This is a genomic window from Streptomyces sp. M41 (assembly GCF_043673425.1).
In the GTDB taxonomy this organism is placed as follows: Bacteria; Actinomycetota; Actinomycetes; order Streptomycetales; family Streptomycetaceae; genus Streptomyces.
Genome location: NZ_JBIMKE010000009.1, coordinates 72,942 through 87,566 on the forward strand (window position 1 = coordinate 72,942; position 14,625 = coordinate 87,566).

The following is a 14,625-nucleotide window of genomic DNA, read 5'->3' on the forward strand; positions in this document are numbered from 1 at the left end:
CTCCGCCGCCCCTCGGTCACCCGGCCGCCCCTCAGTTACCCGGCCGCCCCTCGGTCACCCGGTCCGGTCCGTGGCCCGGGGCACCTCGGCGGGCGCGGCTGCGTCGTCCAGGAAGCCGCCCGACTGGTGCTGCCACAGCCTGGCGTACGCCCCGTCCAGCGCGAGGAGTTCCTCGTGGCTGCCCTGCTCGACGATGCGTCCCCGGTCGAGGACGACAAGCCGGTCCATGGTGGCGACGGTGCTCAGCCGGTGCGCCACCACCAGTGCCGTCCGCCCGTCCATGAGCCGCCACAGCGCCTCCTGCACCAGGATCTCGCTCTCCGAGTCCAGCGCGCTCGTCGCCTCGTCGAGCAGCAGGATCGGCGCGTCGCGCAGGATCGCCCGGGCGAGCGCGACGCGCTGGCGCTGACCGCCGGACAGCTTGACGCCGCGCTCGCCCACCAGGGTGTCGAAGCCGCTCGGCAGCGCGTCGGCGAACTCCGTGACATGCGCCGCCTCGGCCGCGCGGCGGATCTCGGCGTCCGTGGCGTCGGGCCGGGCGAACGCGATGTTGGCCCGCAGGGTGCGATGGAACATCGCCGGGTCCTGCGGCACATAGGCCAGCAGACCGCGCAGATCGGACTGGCGCAGTCCGCTGATGTCCTGACCACCGATCAGGATCCGGCCGGCGTCGATGTCCGCCATCCGCAGCAGCAGCCGGGTGAGCGTGGTCTTCCCGCCGCCCGACCGCCCGACGAGGCCGTACTTCGCCCCGGCGGGCACGGCCAGGTCCAGGCCCTCGAACAGGGGCCGGCCACCGGCGTGGGTGAAGCTCACCCCCTCGAAGCGGACATCTGCGGGCCCGGGCAGCAGCGGCTGAGGCGACGGCGGATCGAGCACGGTCGGCGGCGTCAGCAGCAACTCCGTGAACTGCGCGGCCTCCGTCATCGAGCTCTCCAGCCGACGGTAGATCTGGTTGAACTCGAACATGATCCGCGTCGCGTTGCTGTAGTACGTGAAGGCCACCACGATCGCCTCCACACCGTGCTCGCCCCCGCCGAGCGAGACCGCGAGCAGCAGACCCAGCGCATTGGTCAGCACGGACATCGGCGCGACGAACGTGTCGATGCGCAGATTGCCGTAGTCCCAGGACCGCAGGGTGAGCCGCCGTGACGTCGCGACACGGGCGCGGTGCTCGGCGGCCTCGCGTCCCTCGGCCGCGAACGCCCGCACCGTGTCCATGTTCATCAGGCTGTCGGCGACATGGCCCGACACCCGGGCGATCGCCTCCTCACGCTGGTCGACGAGCGCCTGACGGCGCCGGATCAACGGCACCACGCACACCGCGGTCAGCGCGATCATCACCAACAGCCCGACGACCAGCAGCGGTTCATAGCGCCACAGCACCACCGCCCCGAAGGCCAACGGCACGAAGCCGCCCACGATCTGGAACGTCAGCGTGTCGACGAACTGCTCGAAACGGGAAGCGAAGCTCAACACCCGCTTCGTCAGCGACCCGGCGAAATTGTCGTGGAAGAAGGCGGCGTCCTTGGCGAACAGCTCGTCCATCCCGACCACATACAGATGCTCGATGCCGAGGGCGTCCAGACGGTTCAGGCAGTGCAGCGCGATCCGCCACAGTGCCTCCGCGACCAGCAGCACACAGGCGAAGGCGACGACGTACGGCAGCGCCGAGGCGACCGTGACGTCCTCGTCGCCGGCCAGGTCGCCGACCAGCTTGGCGACGATCAGCGGCGCCACATAGTTGATCCCGATGTTGCCCAGCGCCGAGAACAGCATCGCGGACACCGTCAGCCGGCGAAGCCGCGCCAACTCCCGTCCGTAGTACCGAAGTGCGAGAAGCACCGAGCGTCTGCCCGGCAGCACCCTGCGAGACTCGGGCTTTCCCATCCCACCCCTGGTGTTGTCCTGCGGCAGCCCGCACCGCGTCACCGCGGGCAGGGGCCGGCACCGCAACGGCCGTGTGGATTTCGGTTCGGGTCCGGCAGTGTCCCGCGCCGACGAGTACGGCGTCCAAGCGTTTTCCGGCCGGGCTCGCACGGAATGCGGGGCTGCGTCGGACCAGACTCACCCGTCCCTGGGAGGACTTCGCGCGAACTCCCGCCCCGCTCGCTCCCCGGCTCGACCACGGCCGCCTTCACCATGGGCGTGTACCACGCACCGGCCGCCCGCGCCGACGCCGAGACCCCGGCCGTCACCTGAGCCGCCGTATCACGGCGGCCGTCACGTCAGGACGGCCTCCCAGGTGTCGACGGCATAGTGGACGGCCATCCCGTGACGGGCGTAGAGGGCCGGAGCCCCGGTGGTATTGGAGGTGTCCACACCGAGCCCCACCGTGTCACGGCCGCGCGCGGCGAAGGCGGCGAAGGCGTTGCGCAGCAGCAGCCCGCCGAGGCCAAGTCCGCGCCCCGCACGGACGACGCCGATGCTCCGGATCCACCCCATCGCCTCACGGTCGTCCCGGGCGAGGAGAAACCCCGCGTCGCCGAGCTCCTCGGTGCCGGCGATCCACACCAGCGACCAGTCGAGCGCATCGGCGTCGACGTCGTGCAGCCACTGCTCGTAGCCGCGGGGCTGGAAGTCGAAGTGCTCGGCGAAGCTCGACTGGTACAGCGCGTGCACACGCGCCCGGTCCGCCTCGTCGGCGCACGAGCGCAGCCGGACGCCGGACGGCAGCTCGGGCACCACGTCCTCGGCGGCATCCACCGGCCGGCGCAGTACGTGATAGCGGCGTACGACGCCCCAGCCCCGCTCCTCGATCAGACGTGTGTCGAGCGTCGGCTCCGTGTTCAGGTGCAGATGCACCACCGCCCTGCCCGCCCCGTTCCCGCGGGCCCTGTCCAGTGCGCGGGCCTCCATCGCGTCCAGCAGGAGCTGCCCGGCGTGCTGATGGTCGGGCAGCACATAGTGGTCGATGTCGATGCGCTCGCCGCCCGACTCGTCCCACAGCAGGCCGTACGCCACCAGCCGCTCGCCGTGGAACGCCAGCCAGGAGTCGCGGTCCAGATCGACGTCGGGCCGCTTCAGATCGGCTTCGACGGTGTGCAGATCGGTCTCGGGCCGGCCTATCTCGATCCGGTCGACCTCGTTGAGCAGATCGGTGACTACGGCCGCGTCGGTGAGGCCGGCGGGGCGAACGCGGTAGGGCATGGGCGTGGGCATGGGCACAGCGTCCGGGGGAGGGGAACGTGGCCGCAACGGATTTTCCGCCCCCGCCCGGCAACCGAGGAGACCGCTGAGCCGTCCTCGATCACATCATGGTCACCACAAGCATCGCAGGCCCTCTGGCCTCATCGGTTCGTCAGCTGCTCGACTTCGCCTGGACCCAGACGCGGGCGTGCGCGTTCGCCATCGCCCTGCTGTCCGGCGTGGCGGCGTCCGCCTTGCTGCCCGGTCTGCCCGTAGCCCGCTACGACCTCCTCGTCGCGTACGGGGTGCTGCTCACCCTGCTGTTCTGGCTGCGCGGCTGGGAGAACGGCCGGGACGTCGCCGTCATCGCGGTGTGCCATGTCATCGGCCTGGCCTTCGAGCTGGTGAAGGTGTCCCTCGGTTCGTGGAGCTACCCGGAGCCGGCCGTCCTGAAGTTCGCGGGCGTTCCCTTGTACGGCAGTTTTCTCTACGCGGCCGTCGGGAGCTACGTCTGCCGGGCCTGGCACCTGTTCGACCTGGAGCTGGTCCGCTACCGCCCCCGGCTGACGGCCCTGGTCGCCGCGGCCGTCTACATCAACTTCTTCAGCCACCACTGGCTTCCCGACGCCCGCTGGATCCTGGCCGGCCTGCTTCTGGTTGTCACCGCGGGTACCTCGGCGCATTTCACGGTGCGTGGCGTGCGCCGACGCATGCCGCTCGCGCTGTCGTTCTTCCTGATCGGCTTCTTCCTGTGGGTGGCGGAGAACCTCGCGACCTACTTGGGCGCCTGGCGCTATCCCTATCAGCTCGACGGCTGGCAGCCCGTCGGCATGGACAAGATCGGTGCTTGGTCGCTGCTGATCAGCGTCACCGTCGTCCTGGTGGCGGTGACCCGGCAGCAGCACGGCAGGCAGAAGACCGAGGACGCGGCGACGGTTGTCGAAGGCTGCTGAAACTACGTGCCGCCGTCCTGTCGGCGGATGCGCACCGTCCCGGCGTCCAGGTCGACCTGGACGGGCGGGTCCGCCGCCGGTCTGACGTTCTTGCGCACACGTTCCTGGTCCATGGACCGCTTGAGGGCCTGCGCCCCGGGAGAGATCTCCTGCACGAGGTCGGAGCCGATGGACGACAGGGTCTTGGTCCTGCGCCAGTAGACCCAGCCCCGGGCTTCCATCGCCAGCATCACGCGATCCACCAGAAACGCCAGAAGCCCCAGCGCGACGACCCCCGCGGCGACGAACAGCACGGCCCGCACGGTCAGGTGCTCCGGAACAGTAAGAAGACGTCCATGCGCATGATCCTACTTGTCGCCGGTGGGTGCCGGTGAGGCCGGCTCGGCCCGGCGACGAGCCGGCCGGCCTCCATCGGCCTGAACCGCCGCGTCAGTTGTTCGTCGGTGCCGCCTGCTGGACGACCTCGAAGGACCACAGGGTGGAGCCGCTCGCCGCCGGCTTCGGACGCTCCGCGCTGTCCGCGCCGCCACCCTGGTGTGCTGCCTTCATGGGGCCCTCCATCCAGGCCTGGAAGGACTCCTCGTCACGCCAGCGCGTGTAGACGAGATAGTTGTCGGTGCCCTCGACGGGGCGCAGGAGTTCGAACCACTCGAACCCGTCGGAGTTCTCCACCGCATGCGCACGGGAGGCGAACCGCTTCTCGAGCGTCTCGCGCTGCTCGGCCGGGACGGTGAGTACGTTGATCTTGACTACGCTCATGGCCCTCATCCTGCCGTACGGCCGTCGCCCCAGGGGCGGCGGCTCGTCCTTGTGGCCCGGCACGCGCGCGACGCGGTGGTGGCGCCCCCGGCCGGGAGCGCCACCGACTGCCTCCCCGAGCCCGCGCTCAGGCCGTGTGCAGCGTGAGTCCGTAGCGCGCGAGGATCTCGTTGACGGGCTGGAACCATGTCTCGCCACCGCTGGAGCAGTTGCCCCAGCCGCCCGAGGTGACGCCCTGCGCCTGCTCACCGCTGATGAAGGAGCCTCCGGAGTCACCGGGCTGGGCGCAGACGCTGGTCTTCGTCATCTGGTGCACGGCACCCTGGCTGTAGTTGACCGTCTCGTTCTTGGCCAGCACGGTGCCGCAGTGCCAGCGCGTGGTGGAGCCGGAGCGGCAGACGGAGGCACCGACGGGCGCCTCGGCCGAGCCGCGCACCAGGCGGTCCGGGACGGTGCCCCAGCCGAGCACCACCGGCACGGTCCACCAGCCACTGCCGACGCTCACCCACGCGTAGTCGTTGCCCGGGAACGACGAGCCCTGGAACGTGCCGATGTGACTCCCGTCCCAGCCCCGGACGCCGGCGCCGGTCCCGCCGCAGTGCCCCGCGGTGATGAAGCCGCCGTGCACCGAGAAGCCTATGGAGCAGCGGACGTTGCCGGTGTAGTACGGGTCGCCGCCCACCGTGCCCGCCGCGAAGGTGCGCGGGACGGCGGCGACGGTGTCGACGGTGACGGGTCCGGCTTCCCGGGCGCCCGTCAGGAATCGCCGGACATCGTTGTCGGCCTGCCGGCCCCGGACGACGTTCACGACGACGGTGTTGGCGACCGGATCGACATGCCAGCTGCTCACGCCCGACGGCGCGGAGAGCCGGTCGATCCGGGCCTTGGCCGCGTCGAGTTCCCGCGCGCTGTGCGTGACGGTGCGCACGGTCGCCCCGGCGGCGCGGACCTCCCGCACGGTCGCCGGCGGGGCGCCGGCGGTGACGGCCACGGTGAGCCGCTCGCTCCGCGCGTCGAACCACGAGCCGCCGTAGGCGGATCCGGCCGCCTTGCGTGCCTTCGGCGCGATGTCCATGGCGGTGCGTTCCGCGGCCAGCCGTGCCGCGGCCCGCTCCTCGGACAGGCCGAGGTCGCGCTGCATGGCCCGGAGCAGTCCGTCGGAGGCGGGCGCGGTGCCGGCCGCCGTGGGGGAGTCGTCCGCGGTGGCCTGCCCGGTCCCGGCCGCTGTCCAGCCGCCGAGCACGAGGAGTGCGGCGAGACCGGCGTACTTGAGTCTGTTGCGTCTCACGGGAGTTGCCCTTCGTCGTTCCAGCAAGGTGGGGTGGAACAACCGCATTCTGAGAGCGCTCTCACTGGGTCGGGCAGAGCATAGCCAGGGCGGCCTGACAGGTCCATACCAAAAACCGGACGGAATGGTCCACCGAAAACGCCGCGCGCACTCCGGATGCCCCATGGGGCGCCCGGAGTGCGCGGAGGGTGGTGTGCGGCCGTGCCTCAGCCGAGCTGACCGGTCCTGGCCTCCCGCCACAGATCGACGCCGCCGTCGGTGGCGTACTTGTCGATCTCGGTCAGTTCCTCGGCGGTGAAGTCGAGGTTCTCCAGCGCGGCCACGTTCTGCTCCAGCTGCTCGGTGCGCGAGGCGCCGATCACCAGCGAGGTCACCCGCCGGTCACGCAGGGCCCAGGCGAGCGCCATCTGGGCGAGGCTCTGACCGCGCCGGGCCGCGATGTCGGCGAGCGCGCGCAGCCTGCCCAGCATGTCGTCGGACAGCCATGTCTCGTCGAACGACTTGCCCTGCGTCGCCCGCGAGCCGGCCGGAACACCGTCCAGATAGCGCCCGGTCAGCAGCCCCTGGGCGAGCGCGGTGAACCCGATGACCCCGAAGCCCTCCTGCTCGGCGGCGTCCAGCAGCCCCTCGTTCTCGATCCACCGGTTGAGCATGCTGTACGACGGCTGGTGGATGAGCAGCGGGGTGCCCATCTCCCGCAGGACGGCGACCGCCTGCCGGGAGCGCTCCGCGTCGTAGGAGGAGATTCCGACGTACAGGGCCTTGCCCTGGCGTACGGCCGTGTCGAGGGCGCCCATGGTCTCCTCCAGCGGGGTGCTGGGGTCGAGCCGGTGGGAGTAGAAGATGTCGACGTACTCCAGCCCCATCCGCTTCAGCGACTGGTCGAGCGAGGCCAGCATGTACTTGCGGGAGCCGCCGCCCTGCCCGTAGGGCCCGGGCCACATGTCCCAGCCGGCCTTGGTGGAGATCACCAGCTCGTCCCGGTACGGCGCCAGGTCCTGCTTCATCAGGCGGCCGAAGTTGAGCTCGGCGGCGCCGTAGGGCGGGCCGTAGTTGTTGGCCAGGTCGTGGTGGGTGATGCCGAGGTCGAAGGCGCGCAGGGCGATCTCGCGCTGGCTCTCGAACGGCTTGTCGTCACCGAAGTTGTGCCAGTACCCCAGCGACAGCACGGGCAGGTCGAGTCCTGAGCGTCCGGTTCGCCGGTACCGCATGGTGCCGTTGTAGCGCTCGGGATCCGCGACGTGGTTCATCGAGTGGTCTCCGCAGGGTGCAGTCGGGGTGGTTCGGTCCTGGTGAGGACGTGTTCACTGTGCTCCTGCCTGATTCTGACGTCCAACGCATCCTGTTCATCGGATTCAGCGATGCCGTTTCTGAAAGCCTCCTTGCCTGTGCATGCCCGCGGCTCGGGCGCGGCCGGTTCAGGGGCGCGAAGGCCGCAGGGTGGCGGGCATGGGCCCGTCGGGACGGACGGTGATGCCGTACTGCGTCTTCTCGGGGAGGGCGGCGAAGACCGGCGTGTGGGCCGGCAGCAGACGCTCCAGCAGGACGGTCGATTCACGCAGTGCGAACTGCAGGCCCAGACAGGCGCGGGGGCCGATGCCGAAGGGGTAGTAGGCGCCCGCGTGGCTGGGGCGGCCGTTCGGGGTGGTGAAGCGCCAGGGGTCGAAGCGCTCCGGGTCCGCCCACAGTTCGGGGTCGCGGTGCGTGAGGTAGGGGCAGACCATGACGTCGGTGCCCGCCTTCACGGTGTAGCCGGCGAGGGTGTCGTCCTCGGCGGCGTGGCGGGCGAGCAACCAGGCGGAGGGGTAGAGCCGGAGCGTCTCGTGCACCAGGGCCCGGACGGCCTCACGGCTGTGCGCCGAGCCCTCCTGGCCTGCCGCCAGGGCTTGTTCGCGGGCGGCGGGGTGCCGGTCGAGGAGGAGGTAGAGCCAGCTCAGTGTGGTGGCGGTGGTCTCGTGCCCGGCCGTGAGCAGGGTGACCAGCTCGTCGCGGATCAGGCGGTCGGTGTACTCGGGGCGCTCGGCGGCGTCGATCAGGACATGCAGCAGGCCGGGACCGTCGGGGCCGACGTCCCCCGCGCGGGCGGCCTCGATGGCACGCAGGGCGACCGCGTCGATCCGGGCGAGATCGGCGGCCACGGCGGACTCGGCGTCGGTGGCGTCCGCGGGCAGCGTCGGCAGCGCGGCCCCGACGACCCCCACCGCCTCCAGTTCGCGCTCGGTCTCGTCATCGAGGGCGTGGCCGGTCAGCGAGCGCCAGATGGCGTCCAGGGCGAACCGGCGCATCTCCTGTCCGACGTCGAAGGTCTGCCCGGTTCGGGCGTACGACGCCCAGCGCTCGGCCGTGGTCCGGGCCGCCTCGGTGATGCGCCGGTCGTAGCGGCGCATCCCGGGGCCGGTGAACTGCGACTGCAGCAACCGGCGTTGCCGCTTCCACGCCGCACCGCTCGCGGACAGGACGCCGTCGCCCACCAGGAGGCGGGCGCGGTGCGAGCGCTTGACGTAGCGGTCCGGGTGCCGGGCGAGTACGTGCTGCACCGCGTCCGCATCGGTGACCAGGACGGTGGGGTTCGGCCCGAGGCGGAAGGCGGCGACGCCACCGATTCCGGCACGCACCTGCGTCAGCAGCTCGACCAGCTGTCCGCCCTCCGCATGCCACCGCTTCACAAGACCGGGCCCGGCTTCGGGGACCGGCCGCTCCGTTCCGGGAACGTCCGTGACGTCCGCTCCGGGGAGGGACGGGAGGGAGCCGAGGCCGGCTTCGGTTTCCATGTGTGATTTTCTCCTGGTCGGACGCGGGCGCGAGGCGCGGGCGTCGGTGCTGGTCCTGCACCGCCGGGCGTGCCAAGGGCCCGCCGCGACACGGCGCTCGTGCCACGGACTGTACGGGAGCGTGCAGGTCCGGTGGCAGTGCGCACGGCGGCCGGGCGGACGCGGTCGCGCGCCGTGCGGTACCCGCCCAACAAGCCTTCTGCGCATCCCTGTTGAACCGCCGGTACCGATTCGGTCCGTGCGGCTTCACCCGAAGGTAGGAGCAGCGCAGCGTAGGCAGCGTGCGCACCGATCGGGGACGGGCGAGGTCGGTACGGAAAACGTCCCCGGGACGACGGGGATCGCACGAACGCGGACGGGGAGCGCGGTAGCCGGAGGGCTCTCCGCGCCGTGCGGTGAGTGCGCCGGTCAGAGCCGGTCCCGGGGGTGCGAAGGGCGTCGGCGGGGGCGGCTAAGCTCCCGCCCATGAGTGAGGGTGACAGAGGTCCCGGCAGACGCGTCGTCGACGGGCGCTTCGAGTTGGAGTCCCGCCTCGGCGGCGGCGGGATGGGGACGGTCTGGCGGGCCAGGGACCTGGCCCTGCACAGGCTGGTGGCGGTCAAGGAGGTCCGCCCGCCCGACGTGGACCTCGCCGAATACGATCCCGACAGCGCGCGGATGCTGCGCGAGCGGGTGCTCCGCGAGGCCAGGGCCCTGGCGCGGATCGACCATCCCAACGTCGTCACCGTGCACCACATCGTCGACGGCGGTGAGGGCACCTACCCCTGGATCGTGATGGAGCTGGTCATCGGCGGCTCGCTGGCCGACCGGCTGGCCCAGGGGCCGATGCTCCCGGCCGAGGCGGCCCGGATCGGCAGGGGAGTGCTGGCCGCACTGACCGCCGCGCACGACGCCGGCATCCAGCACCGGGACGTCAAGCCCGCCAATGTCCTGCTGCGCCCCGACGGGCGCCCCGTACTCACCGACTTCGGCATAGCCGCGATACGCGAGTCCACCAGCCTCACCGCCACCGGGTCCATCATCGGCACGGCCGACTTCATGGCACCGGAGCGCATCTCGGGGCACGAGGGTGGCTCCGCCTCCGACCTGTGGTCGCTGGCGATGATGCTGTACACCGCCGTGGAGGGCCACCACCCGCTGCGCCGCGGCACCACCCTGGCCACCCTCGCCGCGGTCCTCCACGAGGACGTGCCGCCACCGGCGCGCGCCGGCGCGCTGGGCGACGTACTGATGAGCGTGCTCGTACGGGATGTGTCGGCGCGGCCGTCCGCCGCCGCACTGGACCTGCGGCTGGCCGAGATCGAGTCGGGGCCGCCCCCTGCGCGGATCGGCGAGGAGCCCACCTCCTATCCACTTGCCCCGCCCCCCACCACGGCCTCTTCGTCGACGCCCCCCACCACGGTCCCTTCGCCGGCGTCCGCCACCTTCGGCGCACCTACCGGCTCTTCCGTCGCTCCCGGCCCTGCTGCTGCCCCATGGCCCACGGCCACGCCCCCCGGGTTCGGCCCGCCGCCGGTCCACCCGGGGCCGGGGCAGTTCCCGCCGCACGCGGGAGGCCGTCCGGGGCTCGGGCAGTTTCCGCCGTATGCGGCGACCGCTCCCGTGCGATCGGCGGGCAGCGGCGCCCGGCGCCCGTCGGTCCTGCTGGGCGCCTCGGGTACCGCGCTCGCCGGCGTCGTGGCCCTGCTGTGGTGGCTGCTGCCCCTCGGGGGCGACCCGGGCGGCTCGGAAGACCCGGGTGGCTCGAACAAGGGGGCCGGCTCGGCCTCGTCGTCCTCCACCTCGGACAAGAAGCCCACCGACACACCGACCGACGCCACCCCGGCAGCCCAGCAGCCGAAGGAGGCGGACGGCGCGAGCATGCTCACCCCGGACCGTATTCGCACCGCCATCGAGGCGATCGAGAAGGAGACCGGCCGGGACAGGTTCGGGGACTTCAGCGTCTACGACGACTATGTGTCCGCCAACGTGATGGTCAAGGGCAGCGACACCAAGTACGACTCCTACACCTACCGCCCCGGACAAGGTGTGGAGAAGGGCATCATCAGCAGCGCCCTGTCGGGAGGCGATCAGCCTTTCACCCCCGACGACTTCGACTGGGACAGGATTCCGGCGCTTCTCGAGGAGGCGCAGAAGAAGCTCAACGTCGATGATCCGAAGCTGCGTTACGTGCTGGTGAACCAGCCCAACGACACCTTCGGAACCCCGGCCGGAATGGCCGTCTACCTGAGCGACGACTACGCGTCCGGCTTCCTGGAGACCGACATGAAGGGCAAGGTGACTCGCGTGGTGCCCGCCGAGGACTGACCGGACGACCGGACGGGAGTCGACGGGCGAGGACTACCCGGGCGAGGACTGCCCGGGCGAGGGCTTACGTGCCAAGACCGACGGGCCGAAGACCGGCCGACCGCGCCGAGGACTGCCCCGCGCCGAGGACCGGCCCGGGAAGTCCCCGAGGCGACCCGGTCAGCGCCGGCGGCCGTCGCGCAGCTCCAGTCGCTCGCCCTCGAAACGCCGCCGGAAGTCGCGGTCGTGCGAGACCGCGACGACCGCTCCCGGGTAGGCGGCGAGCGCCTTCTCAAGGTCCTCCACCAGGTCCAGCGCGATGTGGTTCGTCGGTTCGTCCAGGACGAGGAGGTCCGCGGGCCGGGTCGCCAGACGCGCGATCTGGAGCCGCCGTTGCTGCCCCGCGGACAGCGCCTCGACCGGAACGCGCAGGTCCTCCTCGCGGAACAGCCCCAGCAACAGGAGCTGTTCGGCGTGCTCCTCCGGCAGCCCGGGCCGCCCCGCCGCGAAGGCGGCGAGCAACGGCAGCCGGGTGGAGCGGACGGGCAGCTCCTGCGCCAGGTATCCGATCCGGGCGGGGCGGGACACCGTACCCGCGTCGGGTTCGAGGTCGCCCGCCAGGACCCGCAGCAGGGTCGTCTTGCCCGCGCCGTTCTCGCCCGTGACCAGCAGCCGCTGCCCGGGCGCGATGGTCAACCGGGCGTCCAGGCACAGCCGTTCGCCCACGGTGACGCCGTCCAGCGCGGCGATCGGACGGTCGCTGTCGGCGTGGTGCTCGCCACCGGAGGCCGAGAGAACCGCCGTGAACCGCAGTGGCTCCGGCGGCGCCGCCACGGGGTTGCGCCGCAGGTGGGCCAGCCGCTCCCGGACCGCCCGCACCTGTCCGCCGAGCTTCGCCTCGTGCGAACGGCGGTGCTTGCCGAAGCCCTGTCGCGGATCCTTGCCCGTACCGGCCAGCCGGCGCCCGGCGGCGTCCAGCAGCTCCTCGGTTCGCGCCACGTCCTCGACCCAGTCGGCGTACTCCTGCTCCGCGCGGCGTCGGGCGGCGGCCTTCGCGGCCCGGTAGCCGGCCCAGCCGTCGCCGTACCGGTGCACCGTGCGCGCATCCCGGTCCACCTCCAGGATCGTGGTGGCGATGCGTTCCAGGAAGCCGCGGTCGTGGGTGACCGCGACGACGGTGCCGCGATGCGCGCGCAGGCGCTCCTCCAGCCAGCGCACGGCCGTCACGTCGAGGTGGTTCGTCGGCTCGTCCAGCAGCAGCAGCTCAGGGGCGGCGGCCAGCACGCAGGCCAGCGCCAGCCGCGACTGCTCACCGCCGGAGAGGGAGCCCAGCAGGCGATCACGTGTGACCCCGGCCAGCCCGAGCCCGTGCAGGGCGGCGTCGACACGGGCGTCGGCCTCATAGCCGCCCCGCTCCTCGTACGCCAGCAACAGCTCGCCGTACGCCGTGAGCTCGCCCTCCGGCGCCTCGCCGAGCCCTTCCTCAGCCGCCCGCAGCCGGCGTTCCATGTCGCGCAGGTCGGCGAGGGCCAGATCGACGGCGTCCTGTACGGAGCAGTCCGGGTCGAGGTCGAGGGTCTGGGCGAGGTGGCCGACGCCACCGGGGAAGCTCACGGTGATCTCCCCGGCGTCCGGTGCCTCGGCGGCGGCCAGCAGCCGCAGCAGGGTGGACTTGCCGGAGCCGTTCTCACCGATGACGGCGGCCTTGTCACCCGGGCGGACGGTGAAGGAGACCTGGTCGAGGACGGTCCGGGTGCCGTAGGACTTGGTGACGCCCTTGACGGACAGCTGCGCCACGGCAGCAGCGGGCGTGGTGATGTGTGCGCGTTCGCGCATGGTGACTTTCCCTGGGGATGCGAAGGGTCTACGGGCGGCGGAAACGGCGGCGTCGGCCGCGCCCGGACTCAGAGAAAGTAGAAGAAGTCCATGCGTCGACTATAACAAGACGATCCGTATCGTCTCAAGCCCTGGCTGTGGAACGCCTCGCGCTCCAGGGAGCGCTTTAGGCCACGATCTGGCCCAAAGCGCTCCGTTCCTTGCATCAGCCTGTCCGACACCGCTGCCAGCCTGGCCTTCTACGGCAAGCTGGGCTTCGACGCGGACTCCAGCACCGCCCGCCCGGGGGACGACATCCACACGCTCCTCTACAAGGGGGAGTTCGCCGCCATGATCTACAGCAACACCGACCTCAAGCAGTGGCTGCCCGTCCTCCAGGACCAGCCCCTCGGGTTCGCGGGGATGTTCTACTTCGCCGTCGACGATCTCGACGCGTTCTGCGACCACGTCTTGAAGCATGCCGACGTGGTCAAGGAGAAGACCACGGACGAGACGGGCCAGTGCATGTTCTACATCCGCGACCTGGACGGCTATGTCATCGGCTTCAACGACAAGGCGGCCCTCCGGGCGAGCGAGGTCGGGGGCAAGTACGCCGAGTAGGCCGATGGCGCAAGTGTGGATCGACGGGGCTCAAGCAGGGGTGGCCGGACGCCGATGGCAGGGGCATGGAAAAACGTTCTTTCGTCGCCGCGGAGCGTCCTCTGCTCCGGCGGTCGATCTTGACAGCAACCGGAATGCTCGGCGTCCAGTGGGCCGTGGCGCCGGCGGCGTCGGCGATGCCGGGCGCGTCGGCGGTACCCGAGGCCCCGGGGCTCGGCACCGCGCCGGCCGAGGCGTACTCGCCGCACCGCGCGGTGCATGCGGGTGAGGAGGGGCTGCGGGCGCTGTTCGGGTCGGAGAACCGCCGGGTCCGTACGCAGGAGCGGGTCGTCGCGGTGACCTTCAACGCGGCCTGGAACGCCGCTGGCCTGGAGCGCATCCTCGAAGAGCTGGCCGTCCGCCGCGCGCCCGCCACCTTCTTCCCGACCGGCGATTTCGCCGACCGGCACCGCGAGGTGATCAGGAGGATCGCGACCGCGGGGCACGGTCTGGGCAACCACTCCTACAGCCACCCCCACTTCAGAGAGCTGACCGTGGCCGGCAGACGGCGCGAGGTGCGGGCGGCGGACCAGGCCCTGCGCGCCGCCGGGGCGGGAGGGGCTCTGACGCCGTTCTTCCGGTTCCCCTACGGCGAGACCGGCCCCGCCGAGATCAGCGAAGTCAACGCGCTGGGGTTCGCGGACATCGAGTTCACCACCGACACCAACGGCTGGATGGGCACCGAGGGTGGCATGACGGTGGACCGCGCGGTGCAACGGGCCCTGGACGTCCTGCGCCCGGGGGCGATCATCCAGATGCACCTCGGCGCCTCCGGGGGCCGCACCGAAGTGCTCGACGCCCACGCCCTCCCGTGGATCCTCGACGGCATCGCGACCCGCGGCTACCGCGTCATCGACCTCCGCACCCTGCTCACCACGTCGGCCCACCCGGCACGTTCCCCGCGGTGACGCGGCCCCCGGCCGTGGCGCCTTGACGCCCGCCCCGTCCCGTACGACTTATTGAC

At 71.5% G+C, this 14,625-nt stretch carries 12 protein-coding genes; 4 read left to right on the plus strand and 8 right to left on the minus strand.

Annotated elements, in window-relative coordinates; genetic code table 11:
• Nucleotides 1–54: 54 nt before the first annotated feature.
• Together ACHBTE_RS14650 and ACHBTE_RS14655 are read right to left on the minus strand one after the other, a co-directional pair.
• Nucleotides 55–1,890, minus strand: a complete 1,836-nt coding sequence (locus tag ACHBTE_RS14650) for an ABC transporter ATP-binding protein (RefSeq protein WP_394724231.1) — start codon at nt 1,888–1,890, stop codon at nt 55–57.
• Between the two features lie 333 nt (nt 1,891–2,223).
• Complete coding sequence (locus tag ACHBTE_RS14655) at nt 2,224–3,150, minus strand: GNAT family N-acetyltransferase (RefSeq protein WP_394724364.1); 927 nt, start codon at nt 3,148–3,150, stop codon at nt 2,224–2,226.
• Between the two features lie 107 nt (nt 3,151–3,257).
• Here ACHBTE_RS14655 and ACHBTE_RS14660 point away from each other — a divergent pair, with 107 nt between their 5' ends.
• Nucleotides 3,258–4,082 carry a DUF817 domain-containing protein gene (locus ACHBTE_RS14660; protein WP_394724232.1) on the plus strand — a complete coding sequence of 275 codons (825 nt, stop codon included), beginning with the start codon at nt 3,258–3,260 and terminating at the stop codon, nt 4,080–4,082.
• Nucleotides 4,083–4,084: 2 nt separating this feature from the next.
• On the opposite strand, the gene ACHBTE_RS14665 is transcribed toward ACHBTE_RS14660, so the two are convergent.
• The 5 genes from ACHBTE_RS14665 to ACHBTE_RS14685 form a co-directional block, all read right to left on the minus strand.
• On the minus strand, nt 4,085–4,375 hold the full coding sequence (locus tag ACHBTE_RS14665) for a hypothetical protein (protein WP_394724233.1): 291 nt from the start codon (nt 4,373–4,375) through the stop codon (nt 4,085–4,087).
• 136 nt (nt 4,376–4,511) lie between these two features.
• On the minus strand, nt 4,512–4,841 hold the full coding sequence (locus ACHBTE_RS14670; RefSeq protein WP_394724234.1) for an antibiotic biosynthesis monooxygenase family protein: 330 nt from the start codon (nt 4,839–4,841) through the stop codon (nt 4,512–4,514).
• A 127-nt stretch (nt 4,842–4,968) separates the two neighbouring features.
• A complete protein-coding gene (locus tag ACHBTE_RS14675; protein ID WP_394724235.1) occupies nt 4,969–6,129 on the minus strand; it encodes a S1 family peptidase in 1,161 nt (386 codons plus the stop codon).
• 206 nt (nt 6,130–6,335) lie between these two features.
• Nucleotides 6,336–7,379, minus strand: coding sequence for an L-glyceraldehyde 3-phosphate reductase (mgrA, locus tag ACHBTE_RS14680; protein ID WP_394724236.1), 1,044 nt, complete (start codon nt 7,377–7,379; stop codon nt 6,336–6,338).
• Nucleotides 7,380–7,547: 168 nt separating this feature from the next.
• The gene (locus ACHBTE_RS14685) at nt 7,548–8,900 is read right to left on the minus strand and encodes a cytochrome P450 (RefSeq protein ID WP_394724237.1); all 1,353 of its coding nucleotides are present in this window, start codon (nt 8,898–8,900) and stop codon (nt 7,548–7,550) included.
• A gap of 465 nt (nt 8,901–9,365) precedes the next feature.
• Here ACHBTE_RS14685 and ACHBTE_RS14690 point away from each other — a divergent pair, with 465 nt between their 5' ends.
• The gene (locus tag ACHBTE_RS14690) at nt 9,366–11,207 is read left to right on the plus strand and encodes a protein kinase (protein ID WP_394724238.1); all 1,842 of its coding nucleotides are present in this window, start codon (nt 9,366–9,368) and stop codon (nt 11,205–11,207) included.
• Nucleotides 11,208–11,366: 159 nt separating this feature from the next.
• Here the strand turns inward: ACHBTE_RS14690 and abc-f are convergent, their stop codons facing one another.
• A complete protein-coding gene (gene abc-f / locus ACHBTE_RS14695; protein WP_394724239.1) occupies nt 11,367–13,022 on the minus strand; it encodes a ribosomal protection-like ABC-F family protein in 1,656 nt (551 codons plus the stop codon).
• Between the two features lie 210 nt (nt 13,023–13,232).
• Between abc-f and ACHBTE_RS14700 the strand changes: the two genes are divergently transcribed.
• Nucleotides 13,233–13,622 (plus strand): VOC family protein, encoded by a 390-nt coding sequence (locus tag ACHBTE_RS14700; protein WP_394724365.1) that lies wholly within the window; start codon nt 13,233–13,235, stop codon nt 13,620–13,622.
• Between the two features lie 119 nt (nt 13,623–13,741).
• Nucleotides 13,742–14,569, plus strand: a complete 828-nt coding sequence (locus ACHBTE_RS14705) for a polysaccharide deacetylase family protein (protein ID WP_394724240.1) — start codon at nt 13,742–13,744, stop codon at nt 14,567–14,569.
• Nucleotides 14,570–14,625: the final 56 nt, after the last annotated feature.